This is a genomic window from Kitasatospora sp. NPDC096140, assembly GCF_040303045.1.
In the GTDB taxonomy this organism is placed as follows: domain Bacteria; phylum Actinomycetota; class Actinomycetes; order Streptomycetales; family Streptomycetaceae; genus Kitasatospora.
Genome location: NZ_JBEOUW010000006.1, coordinates 154,953 through 177,904, shown reverse-complemented (window position 1 = coordinate 177,904; position 22,952 = coordinate 154,953). Strand labels below are relative to the sequence as shown.

The following is a 22,952-nucleotide window of genomic DNA, read 5'->3' as shown; positions in this document are numbered from 1 at the left end:
CGTCCTTCGCCTTCCGTGCAGAGCCAGGCAGGTGCAGGGGTGCCCGGCCCGGGCCGTGCCCGGGCCGGGCAGTCAGTCAGTCAGGCGCGACCGCGACCAGACACTGATGCCAACGCGACCCGGACGGTCTCAAGGATCGCCGCCTGCGAGCTCCTTACGAAAAAGTGGTCACCGGGAAGAACGTGCAGCTCGAATTCTGCCGTCGTCTGCTCGCGCCAGGCCTCCATGCGCGTGGGCGGCACCTCGGCGTCCTCGGCCCCGGCGAACGCCACTACGGGGCACCCGAGCGGCGGCTCCGGTCGGTGGTGGTACCTCTCACACACCGAGAGGTCCGCACGAATGGCCGGCAGGAGGACTTCCAGCAACTCGGGCTCGGCGAGAACGTCCTCCGGAAGGCCGCCCAGTGTCCGGAGTTTCGCGACCACCACATCGTCGGGCTGGTCGTGGACACCGGGTTGTTCGCGCGGGAGCTGCGGCGCGGGTCCACCGGAGACGAAGAGTGCGCATGGCTCCGGCAGGCCCCGTCGGCGCAGGGCCCGCGCCAGTTCGTACGCCAGGAGTGCCCCCATACTGTGGCCGAACAGGGCGTAGGGAGTGTCGAGTTCGTCCTCGATGGCCGTTGCGAGCGCGTCGACGAGCGGCTCGCTTTCGGTGAAGGCCTGGTCGCGCCAGCGCGACTGGCGGCCGGGCAGCTCGACGGGGCAGACCTCGATCGTGTCGTCGAGGGCGGCAGCCCACGAGGCGTAGGCCGAGGAGCCGCCGCCGGCGTGGGGCAGGCACAGGAGCCTGACGCTGGGTGCGGCCGGGCGCCGCGCGCCCACGATCCAGCCGTGGGCGCGCTTCGCCGCGATGACTGCGGTGCGGTTCACGATGTGTGTTCTCCAGGATGGTCTCAGTCGTCGGCGAGGAGCGACTGGGCTTCCTCGTCGGATATGCCCTCGATCTCGGCGATCAGCAGGTCCTCGATGAGGAGGGCAGTTTCCCCCAAGGTCTCGCTGTCGAAGAGGACGCGGATCGGGATGTCCAGGTCGAGCGCCTTGCGCAGGTGGACCACCGCGCGCATCGCCATCAGCGAGTCGCCGCCCAGCAGGAAGAAGTTGTCGTGGATGCCGACCCGTTCGACGTTCAGCATGCTCGACCAGACCTCGGCGATGGCCTCCTCGACGGGCGTGCCGGGAGCCTCGTACGGGGGCGCGGTCTCGTCGGCCGCGTTCTCCGGAACCACAAGCGCCCGCCGGTCGACCTTGCCGTTCGCCGTGAGCGGCAGGGCGTCGATCTCCAGGAAGACTGTCGGCACCATGTACGCCGGCAGCTTCTCCCCGAGGAACTCCCGAATGTCCTGGGGCATCGCGCCACCGGTCTGCGGGACGACGAACGCCACCAAGCGCTTGGTGCCACGCGGATCCCCGTCCACCACGGCGACGGCGGCGCGGATGTCCGGGTGCTGCATGAGTGCGGCCTCGATCTCGCCCAGTTCGATTCGGTAACCCTGCACCTTGACCTGGAAGTCCTCGCGGCCGAGGAACTCGATGTCCCTGCTCGGCAGGAAGCGGCCGAGGTCGCCGGTCCGGTAGAGCCGGTCGCCGGTCACCGGGTCGGTGATGAAGCTGGCCTTGGTCTTCGTCTCGTCCCGCAGGTAGCCGTCGGCGAGGCCGACGCCGCCGATGTAGAGCTGGCCCGGAACGCCGATGGGACGCGGGCGCAGCGCCTCGTCGAGCACGTGAAACGTCTGGTTCCGCATCGGTCGGCCGTACGGGATGCTCGCCCAGTGCTCCGGCACCTCTCCGATCGGATACAGGATGGACCAGATCGAGGCCTCCGTCGCGCCGCCGAGGCTCACGACCTCCGGCGCCGCGAACAGCTGCCGAATGCGGTCCGGGAGCGTCACCGGCAACCAGTCGCCGCTGAGCATCACCAGCTTGAGCCCGCCGCCATTCGTACCGGCCCCGGTCAGCCCCTTCACGCTCATGTGCTCGACCAGCAGCTCCATCAGCGCCGGCACGGAGTTCCAGACCGTGACCCCGGCCTCACCCATGAGTGCCAGCCAGGCCGCCGGGTCGCGGTGGGCCCGGGCGTCCGGCACGACCACCGCGCCGCCGACTGCGAGCGGGCCGAACACGTCGTAGACCGACAGGTCGAAGCTGAGCGAGGACAGCGCCAGGACCCGGTCGTCCTCGCCCACGCCGAACCGCTCGTTGATGTCGACGACCGTGTTGAGGGCGCCCCGGTGGTTGATCATCACTCCCTTGGGCAGCCCGGTGGAGCCGGAGGTGAAGATGACGTACGCGAGGTCCTCCGGCTTCGTACGGATCGCTCCCGACGGAGCAGCGGCGGCCTCGGCGTCCGACGCGAGATCGAGCCGGTCCACCTGCAGCACGGTGTCCACGCCCGCGAAGCGGTCGGCCCCGTCCTCCGCCACGCGCGATTGCGTCAGGACCGAGCGGACGTGTCCGTGGTCCAGCAGCAACCGGATCCGCTCGTCGGGCAGTTCGGGGTCGATGGGCAGGTAAGCCGCACCGGCGGCGAGGATGCCGAGCACGGCCGCGCACTGCTCCCAGCCCTTCTCCATGACCACCGCGACGAGATCGTTCGGGACGACCCCGACGACGCCGAGGCGGGCGGCGATGCCGCAGGCGTGCGCGGCCAGTTCGCCGTAGCTCAGGGTGCGGCTCGGGGTGATGACGGCGGGCCGCTCGGGCGTGCGCGCCGCAATGGCGAAGAACGGCTCGTGGAGTAGGCCCGAGGGCAGAAGCCCGTCGGTCCGGTTGTACTCCTCCCACGCGGCCAGGTCCGTGCGGGGTACGAGCGAGGGCACCGGACGGCCCCAGTTGTCGTCGTCGAGCGCGAGCCATTCCAGGAGGTCCAGCGTGGCGGCGTGCATCGCCGCGACCATGCCTTCCGGGAAGAGCCCCTCGACCGCGTCGATGTCCAGGACGAGGGCGCCGGCGGCCTCGTACACCTGCGCGTCGATCCAGACCTGGGGCGTCTGCGAAATGCTGTAGACCACCTCGCCGAGCTGGTCGTCGTCACCGTGGTTGACGAACAGACTGGTGAACACGACCGGCATCGCCGCCGCCGCGTCACCGCGGGCCTTTTTCATCTCCCGCATCACGCGCAGGCCGCTGAACAGCCGGTGGTCGAGGTCGGCCACCAGTCGGTCACGCACTGCCACCGCCCGCGTCTCGAACGGCGCCTCGCTGAGGGCGTCGATCTCCAGCAGCGTCACTGAGGTGAAGTCGCCGATGATCTCCTCGACCTGCGGATGCAACGGAAGCCGGTTCGCCATGGGGAGGTTGAGGGTGAAGCGGCTGTTCTTCGACCACGTCGCGAGCACCTCGCTGTATGCCGTCAGCAGCAGCGCCGTGGGGGTGAGGCCGCGCCGCGAGGCCGATGCCTTGACGCGGGCCCAGGACTCCTGTGGCAGCTCCCCGCCCGTGCGGTGGAAGCGAGGGGTGTCGATGGTGCGCGGGTCTCGGGCCAGCGGCAGCTCGGGGGCGAGAGCCAGTTCGGGGATGCGCTCCTGCCAGTAGGCCTCGGCCCGTCGGAAGCGCTCGCCCGACTCCAGGCTGTGCTCCGCCAGCACGTAGTCCCGGAAAGTGAGTTCGAGCTCGGGAAGCTCGGCGTCGGGGTTGGTGTAGAGCTCGACGAGCTCCCGCATCAGGAGGCCGTACGCCCAAGCGTCGGTGATCAGCCCGTCGACGCTGTAGTGCACCCGGCCCCGGCCGCCGTCCATGACGGTGGCGCGAAGGTCGAACAGCGGCCAGCAGTCGGGGACGAAGACCTGGTGCGACAGCTCCTGACGGGTCCGCTCCAGAACCTCCCGCGCCGCCTCCTCGGTCAGGCCGCGCACGTCCTCGGTCGCGATGGCGTAGTCGGGGACGTCGTCGAGGATCTGCTGCTCGCCCTGCGGGAGCACGATGACGCGCAGCATGCCGTGACGTCGGATCAGGCGCCGGAACGCGCGCTCCATCCGGGGCACGTCCAGGTCCGGGACGTCGAACTCCTCGTAGCCGTGCATACCCACATTGCCGAGCTCGAAGACGCCGGTCCGGCCGACGAAGTACGCCTGCTGCACGTCGGTGAGGGGGAAGGGCTCCGCCGCGGCGGCGGGGTCGGGCACGACGGTGGGCCAGAGCTCGACGGCAGCGTCGGGCCGGACGCGCGCGGCACGCAGGGCAGCGGCAATGCCCCGGATCGTCGGGTCCGTGAAGAGGGTGCTCAGCGGCAGCTCGACTCCGCACACCTCGCGCATCTGGGTCGCGAACTGGGCGGCGAGCAGGGAGTGGCCGCCGAGCTCAAAGAACCCGGTGGTGGGCGCGATGTGCCGGACACCGAGCAGGTCTTCGAAGATCACCGCGACCTCGCGCTCGGTCTCGTCCTCGTACGCCGGCTCACCGTCGGCGACATCCTCGCCGCCGGAAGGGAGGGACTGCGCGGGCTCGTCCTCCGGCGTCACGACGACCTGGCACCCCGACACCGCACCCACGACGCGCGCCGCACGGCGCTCGACGCTCGCGGGGTCGCCGACCAGCCAGGTGTAGCTCGTCCACGGGGTCTCGCACTCCCGGGCGGCCAGCGCGAGGAAGGCTTCGACCACACCTGCGAGCTGCGGCTCGCCCACCTCGGTCCCCGTGCGGCCGACCAGGTGAACCTCGACCGCCCGGTGCCCGTGGGCCACGGCGGAGGCGACGTTCCCGAGCAGCGCGAGGGCGTCGTCTTCGGCAGCATCCGCGGCCAGCACCACCACGGCGGTCGCCGGCCCGGCGAGGTCCGTGCCGGCGGTGGGGCCGGTCCGCACGGAGGCGCCGACCCGGGTCAGCGCGCGGCCGAACGGGGCCGTCTGCGGTTCGTCGCCCCAGAGCGTGAAGTGGGCGCCTCGGTGCCGCTCGTTCGGCTCCCGAGGCGCATCCGGCAGGGGCTCCAGCACCGGCGCGAACCGGTGCCCGCCGCGCAGCGCGACCACGGGTGCGTGGGCCGCGCCGCACAGCTCCCCGAGCAGCGCGGTGGCGAGGCGGCGCGCCGCGGCCGCTGTGCCCGACACAGTGACGTCGACCAGGGTCCGCCGGCGACCGCCCTGCGCCCAAGCGGCCAGTGTTCCCCGAGTCGGTACGAGGGGCTCCTCGCCCGTGACGTCGAGCGCGCCCGACGTCACCGCCACGATCCGCGCGTCCGCGTCCCCGCGCTCCGTCAGTGCTTGCTCCCAGGCGCTCAGGCTGGCCGGGGCGAGCGTCTGTGCGTCCAGCATCCCGACCAGCACGCCCTCGACCGGCACGCCCGCCTCGACCTTCGAGGCCAGCACGTCCGCACCGGCCGCGGCAGACGCGGCGGTGACCACCGTCTTGCCATGGGCGCGCAGCCGGTCCACCACCGCGTCCACGGTGTCCGTCCGATCCGCGGCCACGAGCCACGCCCCCCGGGCCTCCTCGCCACGCAGCACGCCAACCGGGCCCAGCCTACGGAAGCCGCGCGCCAGGAGTGCGCCGGGGACGACCGGGGCCGCCGCCGTGCCGTTGGGAGCGTCGACCCAGCACCGCTCGTGCTCGAAGGGGTAGGTGGGGAGCACGGTCCGGCGCGGGACCTCGGCACCGTGCAGGGCCTCCCAGTCCACCGAGGCGCCCCGGCACCACACTTCGCCGACGGCGGCCAGCAGCTCGGCCTCGGCGTCGCAGTCCGGTCCGTTCGACGGCAGCGACGCGACGGCTCCGCGGCCGTCCTCGCCCGCGCCCGCGAGGCGCACCAGGCTCTGGCCCGGGCCGACCTCCAGCAGCAGCGTGCCCGGGCGGCGCACGGTGTGCAGACCGTCGGCGAAACGGACCGTGGCACGGATCTGCTGGGCCCAGTAGGCCGGGCTGACGGCCTCCTCGTCAGTGATCCAGACGCCGGTCACGCTGGAGACGAACGGAATCTGCGGGGCCGACAGGCGGACCTGTGCGACCTCGGCCTCGAACGCCGCCGCGGCGGCCTCCATCATGCGGGAGTGGAAGGCGTGCGAGGTCCGCAGGCGCTTGGTCGCCACGCCCTGTCCTGCCATGCGCGCCTCGAATCGGACGACCGCGTCAAAGGGGCCGGACACCACGCAGGCCCGGGGCCCGTTCACCGCAGCGAGGTCCAACTCGCCGTCGAGCAGCGACGCAACCTCGTTCTCCGGGAGCGGCACGGCGACCATGGCGCCGGCCGCGGCGTCCTGCATGAGCCGTCCGCGCGTCGCGACGAGGCTCAGCGCGTCCTCAGGCGACATGACCCCGGCCAGGCAAGCGGCCACCAGCTCACCGAGGCTGTGACCGAGCATCGCCGCCGGGCGGACGCCCCAGGACATCCAGAGCCGGGCCAACGCGTATTCCAGCACGAAGAGCGCAGGCTGAGCGAAACGGGTCTGGTGGATCGTTTCGGTCGGCTCCGCCTCCGTCGCCCCGGGGTACAGCAGACGGCGGACGTCCTCTTTGAGGACGGGCGCGAGGACATCGGCCGCCAAATCGACCTCTGTGCGGAACACCGGCTCGTTCTCGTAGAGGGCCTGCCCCATCCGAATCCGCTGCGCGCCCTGGCCCGAGAACAGGAAGACGACTTCACGGTCCTTCGCGGTCTCCTGCGTGGCGGACCGGTCGAACGCCGGCAGGGCCAGGGCGTCGGCAGCCTCCTCCGTGCCGCCGGCCACGACGAAACCGCGGTGCTCCAGCGTCCAGCGACCGCGCTGGAGGGTGTACGCGACGTCGGCCAGGCCCTCGCCCTCCTCCGGGCGGGCGCGCAGGTGCGCGGCGAGCTGCGTTCCGGTGGCCCGCAGAGCCGTCGCCGTGGCGGCGGAGAGCGGCAGTACGTGCAGACGGCGTCCGCCCACCGTCGACACGCGTGCGGGCGCCTCCTCCAGCACCACGTGGGCGTTGGTCCCGCCGATACCGAAGGAGCTGACGCCGGCGCGCAGCACCCGGCCGGACCACGGCACAAGGGCCGCATTTACGTGGAACGGGCCTTCCTCCAGGCCGAGTTGCGGGTTCGCCCGGCTGAAGTGCAGCGACGGCGGCAGCTCGCGCGCCGTCAGCGCGAGGACTGTCTTGATCAGCCCGACGACTCCGGCGGCGGTGTCCAGGTGGCCAAGGTTGGTCTTCACCGAGCCGAGGGCAACACGCTGCGGCGCATCGCCGAAGATGGCCTTCAGGGCCGCCACCTCGATCGGGTCGCCGATCGGCGTGCCGGTGCCGTGGGCCTCCACGTACGTCACGGTCGACGGATCCACGTCCGCGACGCCGAGGGCCTCGGCGATGACGTCGGCCTGTCCCTCGACGCTCGGCGCGGTGAAGCCCGCCTTCCGGGCGCCGTCGTTGTTGATCGCGGAGCCGCGGATCACCGCATGGATCGCGTCACCGTCCGCGACGGCGTCCTCCAGGCGCTTCAGCACCACGACGCCGCTGCCGCTGGCCGGGACAGTGCCCGACGCGTCGGCGTCGAACGCCCGGCAGTGGCCGTCCCTAGAGAGGACGCCGCCTTCCTCGTACTGATAGCCCCGACGTTGCGCAGCGGTGACGGTCGCACCGCCCGCGAGGGCCACGTCGCACTCGCCGTTGATCAGGGCCTGGCACGCGGTGTGCACTGCCACCAGAGAGGTGGAGCAGCCGGTTTGCACGCTGACGCTAGGGCCGCGCAGGTCCAGTTTGTAGGAGACGCGGGTCGGCGCGAAGTCCTTGTCGTTGCCGAGCGAGGTCTGGAACTCGCCGATCCGTGCGACCAGGTCCTGACGGCGAAGCAGGTTGTTCACCAGGTAGGAGCTCTCGCCCACGCCCGCGAAGACCCCGGTCACCGCGTCGGTAGCCTCCGACGGGCGGCCCGCGTGTTCAAGCGCCTCCCACGCGCACTCCAGGAAGAGGCGGTGCTGGGGGTCGAGCAGCTGCGCCTCACGCGGGGAGAAGCCGAACAACCGTGCATCGAAGCCCTCCACGCCGTCGAGGGCGCCACGCGCCCGGACGTACCCGGGGCGGGCGATCTCCTCCGGCGTGGCGCCGGCGGCGAGCAGCTCCTCGTCCGTGAAGGTCGCGATGGACTCCACCCCGTCGCGGAGGTTCTGCCAGAAGCCTTCCAGGGTCCGGGCACCGGGGACGCGTACGGCCATGCCGATGACGGCAATGGCGTTGTCGGGCAGGTCGTTCTCGTCGGTCATCGTCTCATCAGTCATCGTTCTTCGTCTCCAACGTCGTGGGGCCGCCCGCTCGCCTTCTCGGCGCTCGCGCCCCTTGCAGGGTCTTTCGTGCCTCGGCCCGGCTGCGGCCCCGGGCCCCGGCGGTCGACGTGTCGCCCGCGGCGAGGTAGCGCGCGAGCGAGCGCACCGTCGGGAAGCGGAAGAGGTCCACCACGGGGACATTCCGGCCGAGTACTTCGGACAGCCGGTTCTGCATCCGCACCATCAGAAGCGAATGGCCACCGGCCTCGAAGAAGTTCTCCTCGGCGCCGATGTCCTCGACCTCAAGGATCCAGCGCCAGATCGCGGCCACCTCGACTTCGAGTTCGCCGGTGGGCAGCAACCGGGCCGCAGCCGCGCCGGCCGGACGGCCGGGTGCGGGCAGGGCGCGCCGGTCGAGCTTGCCGCGTTCGCTGCGCGGCAGTTCGTCAAGGACGACGATCGCGGCCGGCACCATGTATCCCGGCAGCCACTCCTCGGCGTGCGCCCGAAGATCGGCCGACGAAGCCTGGCCCGCGAGTGCCACGTACCCGGCCAGCTGCGGCCGGCCGGGGGTGTCCTCGCGTAGGACCACCACAGCCTCACGCACAGCGGGGTGCGAGCCGAGCGCCGCCTCGATCTCGCCGAGCTCGATGCGGAAGCCCCGCAGCTTGACCTGGTCGTCGGTCCGGCCGAGGAACTCCAGCACCCCGTCGGCCATCCGGCGGGCACGGTCCCGCGTCGCGTACATGCGCTCGCCGGGCCCGCCCCAGGGGTCGGGGAGGAAGCTCTGAGCGGTGCGCGCCGGGTCCCCGAGGTAGCCGCGCGCCACGCCGCCGCCCGCTACGTACAACTCGCCCGCAGCGCCCGGCGGTACCGGGTTGAGCGCGTCGTCGAGCACGTAGGCGCGCACCCCTGGCAGCGGCCGGCCGATCGGGACGGTGGCCCCGATGGCCGACCCGGGCGGGGCCGCCTTCGTCGGCGCGTGGACAGTCGCCGTGACGGTGGCCTCCGTCGGGCCGTAGGCGTTGAGCCACCGGACCCGGTCCGGCGTGGCGGCCTGCCAGTCGGCGAGCTTCGCGCCGTCCACTCGCTCGCTGCCGACCACGACGAGCCGCAACGCGGGGCAGGCGGACACCGGATGGCGGTCGAGCATCGAGACCCACTCGTGCCAGTAGGACGCCGGAAGGTTGAGCACCGACAGGCGTTCCGCCCGGACGAGCTCCATCAGCTCATCGATGCCGGGCACCGGCCCTGGCGGGAGCAGGACGACGCCGGCGCCCCGCACCAGGCTCGCGAAGAGCTCCTCGGCGGCCACGTCGAAGGTGAGGGCGGCGAACTGGAGGACGCGGTCGTCCGGGCCGAGCCCGTACTGCTCCCCAACGGCCGTGAGGGTGTGCACCAGGTTGGCGTGGCTGACGCCGACTCCCTTGGGGCGTCCGGTCGTTCCGGAGGTGTAGAGGACGTAGGCCAGGGCCGCCGGGTGGACCGGCACGACCTCCGCCGCAGGACTCTCCAGAGCGTCCTCGACGGCGGCCCACGGCACTCCCCCGCCCGCCGGCGGGCCGTCCGTGCGCGATCCCAGGACGAGGACGGCGCCTGAGTCGCCTACCACGTACTCGAACCGCTCGCGCGGCGCGCCGACGTCCACCGGAACGTACGCGGCGCCGGCCTTCAGCACGCCGAGCAGGGTGACCGGCCACTCCGGAACGCGGGGCATCCGCACGACGACGGTGTCCCCGGTACGCACCCCGCGGGCGCGGAGGTGGGCGCAGACGGCGTCGGCACGTGCCTCCAGCTCGGCGTACGTGAGCGTCCGGCCGCCCTGTAGGATCGCCGGCCGGTCCGGGTGGCGCCGGGCCGCGGCGGTCACGAGTCCGTCGAGGGTCGTGGCAGGCGCGACCGGGGCCGCCCGGCCGCCGGCGGTGACGCCAGCTTCCTCCGGGCTCGTCATGGTGAGGCCGGACACCCGGCCGCCGGGGTCGGCGAGCGCCGACTCCAGCAAGGTCAGGTAGTGGCGCGTCATCCGCTCGGCCGTCGCCCGGTCGAACAGGTCGGTGTCGTACTCGACGGAGCCGCGCAGCTCGTCCGCGTCGAAGGACGCCTCCTCCCACACGACCGTCAGGTCGAACTTGGCGACCCGGCTCACCGACTCCCTTGCGGCCACCGACAGCCCCGGCAGGACGGTGGTGCCGCCGGGGATGTTCTGCATCGCGAGCATCACCTGGAAGAGCGGCGTGCGGCTGGGGTCGCGCGGCGGCTTGAGCTCCGCCACGACCTGCTCGAACGGCACGTCCTGGTGGTCGTACGCGCCGATCGTGGTCTCCCGCACACGGGCCAGGAGTTCGGCGAAGGTCGGGTCGTCCTCCCACCGGGAGCGCAGGACGAGCGTGTTGACGAAGAAGCCGACGAGCCCCTCGAACTCCGGCCGGGTGCGCCCGGAGACCGGCGAGCCGACGCTGACGTCCCGGACGCCCGCATAGCGGCCCAGCGCGAGCTGGAACGCGGCCAGGAGCGTCATGAACCGCGTCACCCCGTGCTCGCGGCTCACCTCGCCGAGCCGACGGGTGAGTTCCGGGGAGAGCCGCACCGGGAAGACCTCGCCCCGGTAGCGGGGCACCGGCGGGCGCGGACGGTCCGTGGGCAGCTCCAGCACGGGTGGTGCGCCGTGCAAGCGCTCCTTCCAGTAACCCAACTGCTCGTCGCGGGCGCCGCCGTCGAGGAGGCGCTGCTGCCACGCGGCATAGTCAGGGTACTGGGCCGGGAGGGCCGGGAGAGCCGGGTGCTCGCCGCGCACAGCTGCCGCGTAGAACGCGCCCAGGTCGCGCACCAGGACGCCGACGGACCAGCCGTCGGAGATCGCGTGGTGCATCGTGAGCAGGAGCTCGTGGCGCGACGGGGCGAGCTTCAGCAGGACGAACCGGACCAACGGGCCGGTGGCGAGGTCGAACGGGTACTCCGCCTCGCGCAGGGCCTGGGCCTCCACCTCCGCCGCCCGCTCGGCCTCGGACAGGTGCGTCAGGTCGACGGTCGTCAGCCGAACGTCCGGGTCGTCGTCGATCACCTGCCGGGCGGTGTCCCCGTCCCCGACCAGGCGGGTGCGCAGGGACGCCTGGCGCCGGACGAGCGCCCGTACGCTCTCGGTCAGCGCCTGCTCGTCGAGGGCTCCCTCGACGGCCAGGACCAGCGGCACGTTGTAGAGCGGGCTACCCGTGGCCAGCCGGTCGAGGAACCAGAGCCGCTGCTGGGCGAAGGAGAGGGGGTGCGGTCCGGGGCCGGCCGGGACGACCGGGACGGCGGCGCCCGCCCGCCGCGCGTGGGCGACGCGGGCCGCCAGGGCCGCGACCGTCGGCGCCTCGAACAGGTCCCGGACGCCGAGCTCCACCCCGAGCCGGGCGCTGACGCGCGCCATGGCCTGCGTGGCCAGCAGCGAGTGGCCGCCGAGCGCGAGGAAGTCGTCGTGCGCGGAGATGTTCGAAACGCCCAGGAGCTCCGCCCACACCTGGGCGACGAGCTCCTCCGTCGGACCGGTCGGCGGCACGTGGTTCTCGGCCTGGACCCCGTCCGCCCCGGTCGGGGCGGGGAGCGCGCGGCGGTCCACCTTGCCGTTCGGGGTGAGCGGCAGCTCGGGCAGCGCGACGTACCACGCGGGCACCATCGCCTCGGGCATCCGGGTGGCCAAAAACGCGCGCAACTTGCTTGCCACGAAAGGTGGTTGGCCGGGTTCCGGCACGACGTAGGCGACCAGGCGCCGGTCTCCGGCCTCGCCCTGGACGTCGACGACCGCCGCGCGCACGCCGGGGCACGTCCCGAGGACGCTGGCTATCTCCTCGGGCTCGATCCGAACGCCGCGGATCTTCACCTGCGTGTCGGCCCGGCCCAGGCACTCCAGCAGTCCGTCCTCGCGCCAGCGGGCCAGGTCGCCCGTCCGGTAGAGACGCTCGCCGACGCCGAACGGGCTCGGCACGAAGCGCTCGGCGGTGAGGTCGGGCCGGCCGGTGTAACCGCGGGCAAGACCGGTGCCGGCCAGGTACAGCTCGCCGGGGACGCCGATGCCGGTTTCCCGGCCGGACGCGTCGAGCACGTACAGCCGGGTCTCGGCGATGGGCCGGCCGATGGGCACCCGGGCCGCGTCCGGCTGCTGGTCCACGGGGTCGAAGGTGCTGGCGAAGGTGGTGCCCTCGGTCGGGCCGTACCCGTTCACCAGGCGCAGGTCCGGGGCGACCTGACGCACCGACGCGACCCTCCGGGCGTCCGCCTCCTCGCCGCCGAAGAAGACCGTCCGGAGCGAGGCCAGGGTGGCGGGCGAGACATCCGCGCACTGGTGGAACACGGAGGTGGTGAGGAACATCGCCGTCACGCCGTGCTCCTCGATCCGGGCGCGCAGCAGCTCGGGCGAGAGCACCTCTTCCTTGCGGATGCCGACCAGGCGGGCGCCGTTGAGAAGCGCTCCCCAGATCTCCAGCGATGCCGCGTCGAAAGACACGTTCGCCGCCTGCGCCACCACGTCCTCGGGGCCGAAACCGAGGTAGGCCGCGCCGTGCACCAACCGAACGATCCCGGCGTGCGTGGTCTCGACGCCCTTGGGCCGCCCGGTGGAGCCCGAGGTGTAGAGCACGCAGGCGCGCTGGTCCCGGTGGATCCCGGGGAAGGGCCCCACGGCCGGTCCGGACCGCTGGGTCAACTCCTCGATCCGGACGAGCGGCACGTCGCCGGCGAAGCCGAGCTCCCGGTCGGCGAGCACCAGGCACGCCTGGCTGTCCGCCACCATGAACGCGAGTCGCGCCTCCGGGTGGCCGGGATCGAGCGGCAGGTAGACCGCGCCGGCGGTGAGGACGGCGAGCATCGCGACAACCAGCGCCGCCGAACGGTCCATGGCCAGCCCGACCACGGTCTCCGGTGTGATGCCCCGCTCGACCAGTGCGTGCGCCAAGTACTCCGAGCGGGCGAGCAGTTCGGCGTAGGTGTAGGCGCCGTCCGGGAAGACCAGCGCGGTGCTGTCCGGGGTCCGGGCCGCCTGGGCGCGGAAGGCGTCGACGAGGTTGCCGATCCGGGCCTCGCCGCCCTCCGTCCCCCACGCGGCCGCCAGGGCCAGCTCCTCCGGCGTGGTGTGCCCGAGGTCCGTCACCCGGGCGCCGGGGTCGGCGAGCGCGGACTCCAGCAGCGTCAGGTAGTGCCCCGCCAGCCGCTCGACCGTCGCCCGGTCGAACAGCTCGGTGTCGTACTCCACCGAACCGCACAGCTCGCCGGTCTCGCGCGCGCGCTCCTCCCACGTCACCGACAGGTCGAGGACGGCAGCGTGGCTCGGCTCCTCCGAAGCGGGCGCGAAGGCCAGCGGCACCGCCTCTCCCTTGGCCACTGCGACCTGGACCAGCGGCGCGCGGCTCGGGTCGCGCGGCGGCGCTAGGGCCGCCACGACCTCCTCGAACGGCACGTCCCCGTGCTCGCATGCGCCCGACACGGCCTCCTGCACGCGAGTCAGAAGGTCGGCGAAGGCTGGAGCGTCCTCCCAGGACGTGCGCAGGACCACCAGGCCGGCGTCCGGCGCCAGGGTGCCGAGGCTGACGTCGGTGGCGCCCGCGTAGCGACCCAGCACGAGCTGGAGCGCCGCCACGAGCACCGTGAACGAGCTCACGCCGTGTTCGCGGCCCAGGTCGGCGAGGCGACCGGCCGGGCCGGCCCCGAGCGCGAAGGGGATCGCGTCCGCGGCGGCGCGGCGGACCGCAGGGCGCACGTGGTCAGTGACGAGTTCGAGCGCGGGCGGGGCCCCCGCCAGGCGGTCTTTCCAGTAGGAGAGTCGGCCATGAGGGCCGGTCAGGTCCACACCACGGTGCATGTTTTGATTCATCTCGTTCCGTTGTCCCTTGCCGCGCTCCGGTACGGTCAGCCCCGGAGCGCGGCATCGACCGGGGGTTGGAGCGGCCCGGTGAAGGGCGGTCCCGGGCACGGCTGGCGGCGCGGCTGTCCTCAGCCGGTCTGCTGGCTGCCGTGGGAGCCGGTCATCGCCACCAGGACCTTGCGCGGCCCCTCGAAGCTGTTCCGGCCGTGGGCCATCGCCATGTTGTCGACCGTGAGGAGGTCGCCGGTCTGCCACGGGAAGGCGAGCGTCTCCGCCTCGTACGCGTCGCGGACCGCGGCGAGGTCCGCGTCGTCGATGCGGCTGCCGTCGCCGAAGTACGCGCTGCGCGGGAGCTCCTCCTCCGCCATGAGTTCGAGCAGGGCGAGGCGGGTCGCCTCGTTCAGGCTCGACACGTGGAACAGGTGCGCCTGGTTCAGCCAGACCTGCTTGCCAGTGACCGGATGGGTGGCGACCGCCTGGCAGGTCTCGGTGGTCCGCAGCCCGTTGTCCGACTGCCACTCGACGACGATCCCCCGCTCGCCGCAGAACCTCTCGACGGCGGCGCGGTCCATGCCGGGGAACGTCTCCTCCCAGGAGATGCCCATCCCCGCACGGTAGTTGCGGACGTAGCGCACGCCGTGGCGCTCGAAGCGCTCGCGCACGTCGGCCGGGATGCGCTGGTAGACCGCGTGGCTGTCGGCGAGCGGGGTCTCGCCCCCGGACCGCGCCGCGACCGCCGAGTAGAACCAGAGCCGCTGCGGCCAGCGGCTGGTGTAGCTGTTCTCGTTGTGCAGCGGGATGACCTCGCTGGCGGGGTACTCCGTCGAGGTGTAGACGTCGCCCACCTTGCTGCGGGGCGTCGACCGGTAGGTGTACTCGGCGAGCTCCTCGCCGAAGACCTTGACGAAGCCGGAGAACACTGACGCGTCCGGCACGTCGAAACCGCGCAGGAGGACGGCTCCCGCGGTCAGCAGCCGCTCGTTTAGGCGTTCGGCGTTCGCCGTCGCCCACTCCACCGGGCTCACACCCGGTGCGGTGGCCTCGTAGAGGGCCACCCGGTCCCGCTCGGGGAAGAGGCAGGATTCCTTCACGTCGTCCATGTCACGAGCCATTCGTTCGGTGATGTCTTCAGCGGTGCTGTTGCCGGCCGAGCGCGGCGACGTCGGCCGGGTGCAATCCGCTCGGCGCGCACGCGGGTACCGGCCGGCAGCCCGGGTGCGCGCCGAGCAGTGGCCGGAGCGGTGGTGTTCGACGACAGCCGCTACGGCTACGCCGGGGCGTCGAGGACCCGGGAGACCAGCTCCGCGAGCTCGGCGACGGCCGGGGGGCGCATGATGCTGTGGTGATCCGCCTCCACGGCGGCGAAGGCGAGGCCAGGGCCCACCAGCTTGCGCCAGCCCCAGGTGCGGTCCGACTCCAGCGGCACACCCGCCGGCTCGGCGCGGACCAGGAGCACGGGGTAATCAGGCGTCGAGCCCGCCGGGTCGGTGGTCTCGGCGTGCTGCCGGATCGCGGTCATGTTGCAGGTGTAGACGTCCAGCAGCTTCCGCAGGTCGTCCTCTCCCGCGGTGGGCGGCAGATGCCCGTGCTTCTGCATCTCTGCCAGCAGGAGGTCGAACGCAGCCTTCCCGGAGGGGATGGGCTCGGGCAGATCCAGCTCGTAGTGCCAGGCGAAACGGCCGATCAGGACGGACTCCGAGAGCAGGTCGTCCTGTGACCCGTCGTCCTCCTCGTCCTCGAACCCGGGGGCGAAGGAGTCGACGATGATCAGCCTGGCCACCTCACGGCCGGTCCGGCGCAGTGCCTGGGCCGTCTCCAGTGCCATGATCCCGCCGAAGCACCAGCCGATGATCACGGCGGGCCCGTCCGTCGCGGCGGCGATCTCCGCCGCGTAGCCCTCGGCCATCTCAGCGAAGCTTCGCTGCGGCTCCTGACCGTGCAGGCCCAGGGACTCGACGCCGACAACCGGGCGGTCCGTCGGCAGCAACCGGGCGAGCTCCCAGTAGCTGAGCGTGCTGCCGCCACCGGGGTGGATGCAGAACACCGACGAGCCCCCCTCGGCGGGACGCAACGGGACGAGGTTCGAGTCCCGGGTCTCGCTGTCGCGCATCAGGCGGGCCATGGCCGCCACGGTCCGGGCCTTGAAGATCGACGACATCGGGAGCTTGCAGCCGAAGGCACTATTGGTGCGGGACATCAGCTTGATGGCCCTCAGGGAGTGCCCGCCGAGCTCGAAGAAGTCGTCGTCCGGTCCGATGGCGTCCAGTCCAAGGACCTCGGCCCAGAGCACCAGGAGCCGCTGTTCGACGGAGTCGCGCGGCCGGGCAGCCTCGGCGCGGACGGTCTCGACGGGGGCCAGGGCCTTCCGGTCGAGCTTTCCGTTGCGCGTCAGCGGCAGCCGGTCCAGCACCTGCCACCCGGTCGGTATGAGGGCTGTGGGCAGTCGGCGGCCGAGGGCCGTCTGAAGGTCCTTGACCGAGGGGGCGTCCGCATCCCCGGTGAGTACGACGTAGGCGTCCAGGTGCGAGACCAGGCCGCTGTCGTCCGTCCGAGCCACGACGGCGCCCGCCGCCACACCGGCCTGCTGCTGCAACAGACCCTCGATCTCGCCGAGTTGGACCCGGTAGCCGCGGAGCTTCACCTGGTCGTCGAGGCGTCCGAGGATCTCCACACCCGCGCCGGGCACGAGTCGGCCGAGGTCACCCGAGCGGTACTGCCGCGTCGTACCGCGCTCCCCGAATCCGGTGCGGCCCTCACGCAGTTGCGCGAGGTAGCCCAGCCCCACGCCCGGTCCGCTGATCACTACCTCGCCCGGGCACCAGGGCGGCAGCGGGTTGCCCTCGCCGTCGACGACGGTGAGGAGGTTGTCCCCCATGCCGGTGCCGACCGGCACCGAGGCGCAGCGCTCGTCGGTCCCGCCGTCCAATGGGAGGACGGACGCGCCGACGGTGGTCTCGGTCGGGCCGTAGTGGTTGAACACCCTGAGCTGCGGGGCGAGTTCACGGAGCCGGGTGAGCAGCGTCGGCGGCAGGATCTCGCCGCCGAGCACCAGCACCCGGCTCGGCAGCAGGGCGGCCGGGTCACGGGCCTCGGCGAGCAGCGCGGAGAGGTGCGAGGGCACCAGCTTCATCGCGCTCACCGGGTGCGCCGCGAACCGGTCGGCGAGCGCCTGCGGGCTCGTCGCCACGTCGGCGTCGACCAGATGGACGCAGCCACCGTCAGCCAGCGTCGGGAAGACGGCGGTGTAGGACAGGTCTGCGGCCAGGGTGGAGACGGCGGCGAACTCGGCGCCCTCGCCGAGCCCGAGCTGCTTCAGCACGGCCGCGGCGTAGTGGGCCAGCTGCCCGTGACCGATGACGACGCCCTTCGGCGTCCCCGAGGTGCCCGAAGTGAAGACGGCGTACGCGGCGTCCCCCGCCCCGGCGAGCGCGAGCTCGGCTTCCTGCTCGGGCTGCGGGTCGGCCGCCGGCAGCGGCAGGGGTGTGACGGGCAGCCCGAGGCTGGCGGCGGCCTGCGGCACGAGCGCGTACGCGGTCTCGGCCAGGCCGAGGACGGTCTCGATGCGCTCCTGCGGCCAAGCCGGGTCGACCGGGACGAAGGCCGCACCGGCCAGCCAGGTGCCGAGCAGGGCGACCAGGGTGTCGGCCACCGCCGGAACCACGACGCCGACGTAGTCGCCCGCGCGAACGCCCTGGCGGCGCAGCAGCCCCGCGGTGGCCGAGGCCCGCCGCGCCAGCTCGCCGTAGGTGAGGACCTGGTCCCCGCTGCGGACAGCGGGGCGGTCAGGGTTCCGCTCGGCGTGCTCCAGGAAGCGGTGCAGCACGCTCTCGTGCCGCTCGTCCGGCTCGTCCGCCGGCTCGGCCGGGGTGAGCAGGCGCAGCACGCCGACGGCCCGCGCGGGGCCGGCGAGCGCGTCGGCCAGCTGGTTCCCGAACGCCTCGGCGAGCGCGGCCAGGTCCGGCTTGGCGACCTGGCCGCCGTGGCACGCGAAGGTCAGGAGCAGCGTCTCCGGGCCCAGCACGCAGTCCAGATGAATGACGCCGGGGCGCTCGTACGCGCCCGCCGGACCGGGTTCGGCCAGGGCGCCCCACCGGTCCTCCAGGTAGCGGAAGGAGACGGCGTCCGTGGTGGAGAGAGCCTCCGGATCGGCGTGGTTCTCCCGCTCCCCCGCGGCCCGAAGTGCCTCCTCGGCGTCCCGCACGGCCTGCGCGAACGGAGTCTGCGGCTCGGACGACAGGCGCACAGCCACCGGTCGCTCCAGCAGCCCGAGAGCGCCGGCCAATCCCTCGGCGGAGCGGCCCTGGGTGACCACGAGCACCCGGTCGTCGGCGTTCCCCCTGTACCGCGCGAGCAGCGCCCGCCAGGCGGCGAGCAGCACCGCCTCCTCGCCCACCCCGAGCTCGCGGGTGACGGCGCGCAACCTGGCCGGCACCGGGCCGTCCAGCGTCGTCACAACGGTCACGGGTCCGGCCTCCGGGTCCCGGCGGCCTGCCGGCAGAAGGAACGGGAGTCCGGTGGCGGTCCGGGTCTCCTCATCCGTGGCGGTGGCAGCGGCGGATCCGGCGTTCTCCAGTTCCTCGCACAGCCAGGCCGCCACGTCGGCGTACTGGAGCGGCTCTTCCTCCACCGGTCCGGGCTCCGCGGATTCGCCGAGCAGGAAGCCGGTGAGGATGCTCCACGACTCCCGGTCCACGCTGAGGCGCGGCAGTCCGATGAGCAGGACCGTGCCGTCCTGGCTCCGGGTGTGTTCCACGGTCAGCTCGCCGGCTCGCAGCAAGGTGCGGCCGTCGGTGTCCTCCTCGACCATGACGGGGCCGGCCGGGTCGACCACCTGCACGGGCAGGCGCAGGCCGGGGAGCGCCGAGTACCGGGTGCGGAGGACCTCGTGCTCCGCCACCAGGGCTTCCATCCGGTCCGCCAGCTCACCCGGGGTGAGCACCGAAGGGGTGGAGATTCGGTGGGTGGCGCGGCCCTGCGCGTCCTCGCGGAGGTGGACCGCTCGTTGCTGGGGCGAGAGCTGGTAGCCCTCGATCTGCTCGGGCTCGGTCATCGGGGGCCTCCCACGTGTCCGCTGCGCTCGTCGGTCATCGCCACCAGTACGCGGCGCGGGCCCTGGTACGGGTCCCGCCCGTGCGAGACCGACATGTTGTCGATGACCATGACGTCGCCGTCCTGCCACGGCTCCCGGATCGTCTCGGCGACGAAGGCAGCCCGGACATCCTCCAGGACGGCGTCCGCGATCGGCTCGCCGTCGCCGAAGAAGACCTCGCGCGGAATCTCCGTACCGCCGCTGCGGAGTTCGTCACGCACCTCGGGGGCGAGCGCGGAGGTGTGGAACAGGTGGGCCTGGTTGAACCAGAGCTCCTTGCCGTTCGACGGATGCTCGATCACGGCCTGGCACACCTGCGAGGTCTTCAGCTTGTCCTCGCCGTACCAGGTGTACTCGATCCCCTGCGCACGGCAGAGCTCTTCCACCTCTGCCCGGCTGTCGGTCTCGAACGCTTGCTGCCACGTCAGGTCGAAGCCGGTCCCGTAGTGGCGGACGTAGCGCACACCGCGCTCGGCGAAGGAGTCGAGCAGCGCGCGGTCGATCCGCTGTGCAACCAGGTGACTGTCGGCGAGCGGCGTCGCGCCGCCCTCGGGCGACGCCTGGTGGCAGTAGAACCAGAGGTGCTCCGGCCAGATCCGCGCGTAAGCCATCTCGTTGTGCTGCGGGATCGTCTGGTCGGCCGGGTACTCGGTCGAGGTGTAGACGCCCGCCGCTGAGGAGCGGCTGCGCGGCGTGGATCCGTAGGTGTAGTTGAGGAGTTGCGGCGACCAGGCCTTGACGACGCTCTGGAACTCCTCCGGCGACGACAGTTGGAAGCCCCGGAAGAGCACCGCACCGCGGTCGCGAAGCAGTTCCTCAATGCGCGTGCGGTTGGACCGCATCCAGTGCTCCAGGTCGACCGACGGGGCCGCCGGTCGGACGACGGACAAGATCGAGTGCGGACTGTCCGTGACGGAAACCAGGTCCTGCTGGGCGGTGACGGCGACCCGGCGACGCATCGCCCGGACACCCGAGGACGGTGGGATTGTCATGACGCTCCTTGGTTGTCTCAGTGGGCGGACGGCAGACTCGGCGCGTCCTCCGACAAGCCGGCGGACTCCTCGGACGCGCTCTCCGCGGCCAGACCGTCGAGCTGACGGACGGAGCGGACCGGCGAGAGGAAAAGGATCACCGCCGGGAGGAGCAGACCGACCGCCGCCACGAGGATGGTCGTCCGCAGACCCAGCGCCGAGCCGAGCGCACCGCCGATCAGCGCGCCCAGCGGCAGACTGCCCCTGGCGAGCGTCCGCACGGTGGCGTTGACCCGGCCCAGCAGGTGGTCCGGCGTCACCATCTGTCGGAAGCTGATGACGGTTATGTCGAAGACCGGTATGCCGAACAGGGCGACAAAGGTCGCGGCACCCGCGGCGACCACGGCCACCAGTGAGTTGCCGTGAACGGTCGAGAGTGCGAAGTAGCCGATTCCCGGAAGCACGAGCGACAGCACCAGCGTGGGCCCGACACCGAGCAGGCCGGTGATCCGCTCGGCGGACAGCGCTCCGATGAGTGCGCCGGCGCTGCCGACCGCGACGATCACACCGACCTCGGCCGACCCGATCCCGGCCTCCCGGAGGAGGAACAGGAAGAACACGGCCATCAGGGCGCTGTAGAAGAGGTTGGCCGATACGGCGGCGACCGTGCACCAGCGCAGCAGGGTGTGCCGCCCGATCAGGCGGAAGCCCTCACGCATGGACGCCCAGACCGAGGGCCCCTTCTCCCCCGAGCCGACCGGGACCGGCGGCGCGGCGGGTGCCTCGTCCGGGGGCATCCGGAGCAGCGCCAGCGCGGAGATCACGTAGCTCAGGGCATCCAGCGCGATGACCACCGGGGCTCCGAGCACGCCGATCAGCGCCCCGGCGGCACCGGGCCCGGCCACCTCCGCAACCGATTCGGACACCTGGAGCTTGCCGTTCGCGTCCATCAGCCGGTCCCGGCCGACCAGGCCGGGAATGTATGACTGGTAGGCCAGGTCGAAGAACGTGGTCATCGTCCCGACCACGAAGACGACCACGAGCAGCTGGTAGATCGACAGGACGTCGAGCCAGTAGGCGACCGGGATCCACGCGAGGGTGGCGAACCGGACGGCGTTGGCCCCGATCATGATCGACCGGCGCGCCCGCCGGTCGACGTAGACGCCGACGACGAAACCGAACAGCAGGAACGGCAACTGCTCCAGCGCGACCAGCAGACCGGACTGCATCGGCGTGGCCTGCAGGACCACGGCCGCAGTGAGCGGCAGCGCCACGTACGTGATCTGCGTACCGAACATCGATATCGACTGGCTGGACCAGAGCAGGGCGAAGCTCCGGTGCCGGAACAGGGACTTCTGCGCGGCGGTCGTCACGGGCACTCCAACGGACGTGCGCACAGCGACGCTGTGTAGGGGAAGGACATGTGGCTCCCTTGCGGTTGCATGAGCGTTGCGGCTGATATCGCTGGGGTCATCGGGGCGCCGTCACCCCGCCAGGCCGGAGAGCCGTCGGGCCGGGTCTCCGGCCGCCGCCGACAACAGGGCGACGAACCGGTCGGCGTAACGGCGCATCGTCCGCTCGTCGAACAGCAGGGCGTCGTACTTGACCTTGAGCTCCAGCTCCTCGCCGGTCTCGGCGAGGTGGAAGGCGAGGTCAAACTTGGCCGTCTCCAAGTCCTCGGCCAGTTCCTCGGCCTTCAGCCCTGCCATGTCCAGCGGCGAGTCGGGGTAGTTCTGGAGCTCCAGCCAGACCCGGAACAGCGAGCTGCGACCCTCTACCCGCTCCACCACCCGCTCGGCGACCTGCTGGAACGGGACCTCCTGATGGTCGTACGACCGCAGGGTCGACTCCCGCACCCGGCCGAGCAGTTGCTCGAAGGTGGGGTCCCCGGACAGGTCCGTCCGCATGGCGAGGGTGTTGATGAAGCAACCGAGCAGCGGCTCCGTCGCGAGGTCGTCCCGGCCGGCGACCGGCGTGCCCACGACGACGTCCTCGCTGCCCGCGGCCCCGCCCAGGACCGCCGAGTAAGCGGCGAGCAGCACCATGAACAGGGTCGATCCCGTCCGCCGGGCCAGCTCGCGCGCATCCCGGCCGGGGAAGACGACGGTGAAGAACCGTCCCTCCGACCTCTCCTGCCGGGGCCGGTCAGTGGGCAGTCCGAGCTCGGCCGGCGCCCCCTCCAGGGTCCGCTCCCAGTACTCCAACTGCCCGGCGAGCCGGTCGGCCCGGCCGCGCTGCGCTCGGGCGTGGTCGCGGTACTGGAGGGCGCTCCCGGGGAAGGATGGGCGCCCGCCGCGGGCCAGCGCGGTGTACGCGGCCGCAAACTCCCGCAGGAGGGTCCCGATCGACCAACCGTCCGTGATGATGTGGTGCATCAACAGGCTGAGGTAGTGCTCGTCGTCCCCGGCCTTCAACAGCACGGGCCGGAACAGGGGGCCGTCCGCCAGGTCGAACGGCTCCGCGCTGAGGCGGTCGAGGACGGCCCGCAGGTCCCCGTCGAGGTCCACGACGTCGAGGTGGAACCCTTCGGGATCGTCCACGACCGCGACGGGGTCGCCTTCGGCGTCGAACGGGTAGCGCGTGCGCAGGATGGCGTGCCGGTCGATCAGCGTCCGGAGGGCCTCGGTCAGCGCGGGTACGTCCAGGTCTCCCCTGAGGTGCAGAGTGAGCGGGACGTGGTAGGCCGGGGAGCGATCCTCCAGCGTGTAGGCCAGCCAGAAACGTTCCTCCGCGAAGCTCAGCGGGCCCTCACAGCCCGCCACCGCGAGGGGCACCGGCTGCGCCGGCGCCTGGGCCTTGCCGCCCGGGCCACCGAGCTCCTCGATCCGCGCCGTGAGATCGGCGACGGACGTGGCCTGCAGGAACACCGACAACGGCAGGTCCAGCTCCAACTCCTTACGCAGACGC

The 22,952-nt window shown here is 72.3% G+C and carries 8 protein-coding genes; all 8 read right to left on the bottom strand.

What is annotated here, in order from left to right:
* Positions 1 to 80 precede the first annotated feature (80 nt).
* Complete coding sequence (locus ABT048_RS08195; RefSeq protein WP_350520494.1) at positions 81 to 869, bottom strand: thioesterase II family protein; 789 nt, start codon at positions 867 to 869, stop codon at positions 81 to 83.
* Positions 870 to 892: 23 nt separating this feature from the next.
* A complete protein-coding gene (locus ABT048_RS08190) occupies positions 893 to 8,164 on the bottom strand; it encodes a hybrid non-ribosomal peptide synthetase/type I polyketide synthase (protein WP_350520493.1) in 7,272 nt (2,423 codons plus the stop codon).
* Positions 8,157 to 13,982: a non-ribosomal peptide synthetase gene (locus ABT048_RS08185; protein WP_350520492.1), complete on the bottom strand. Its 5,826-nt coding sequence runs from the start codon at positions 13,980 to 13,982 to the stop codon at positions 8,157 to 8,159. Before ABT048_RS08185 ends, ABT048_RS08190 begins: the two co-directional genes overlap by 8 nt.
* 131 nt (positions 13,983 to 14,113) lie before the next feature.
* Entirely contained in the window at positions 14,114 to 15,097 is a 984-nt protein-coding gene (locus tag ABT048_RS08180) for a TauD/TfdA family dioxygenase (protein ID WP_350520491.1), read from the bottom strand.
* Positions 15,098 to 15,252: 155 nt separating this feature from the next.
* Complete coding sequence (locus tag ABT048_RS08175; RefSeq protein ID WP_350520490.1) at positions 15,253 to 19,035, bottom strand: non-ribosomal peptide synthetase; 3,783 nt, start codon at positions 19,033 to 19,035, stop codon at positions 15,253 to 15,255.
* Positions 19,032 to 20,066 (bottom strand): TauD/TfdA family dioxygenase, encoded by a 1,035-nt coding sequence (locus ABT048_RS08170; protein ID WP_350520489.1) that lies wholly within the window; start codon positions 20,064 to 20,066, stop codon positions 19,032 to 19,034. The genes ABT048_RS08175 and ABT048_RS08170 overlap by 4 nt, the downstream gene beginning before the upstream one ends.
* Positions 20,067 to 20,083: 17 nt before the next feature.
* Complete coding sequence (locus ABT048_RS08165) at positions 20,084 to 21,418, bottom strand: MFS transporter (RefSeq protein WP_350520488.1); 1,335 nt, start codon at positions 21,416 to 21,418, stop codon at positions 20,084 to 20,086.
* 111 nt (positions 21,419 to 21,529) lie between these two features.
* Positions 21,530 to 22,952, bottom strand: a 1,423-nt coding sequence (locus ABT048_RS08160; protein ID WP_350520487.1) for a condensation domain-containing protein, incomplete at its 5' end; no start/stop codon positions are given.

Coding starts and splice junctions, on each gene's coding strand:
- ABT048_RS08190 (WP_350520493.1), bottom strand. CDS start 8,164: ATGACTGATGAGACGATGACCGACGAGAACGACCTGCCCGACAACGCC.
- ABT048_RS08185 (WP_350520492.1), bottom strand. CDS start 13,982: ATGCACCGTGGTGTGGACCTGACCGGCCCTCATGGCCGACTCTCCTAC.
- ABT048_RS08180 (WP_350520491.1), bottom strand. CDS start 15,097: ATGGCTCGTGACATGGACGACGTGAAGGAATCCTGCCTCTTCCCCGAG.
- ABT048_RS08175 (WP_350520490.1), bottom strand. CDS start 19,035: ATGACCGAGCCCGAGCAGATCGAGGGCTACCAGCTCTCGCCCCAGCAA.
- ABT048_RS08170 (WP_350520489.1), bottom strand. CDS start 20,066: ATGACAATCCCACCGTCCTCGGGTGTCCGGGCGATGCGTCGCCGGGTC.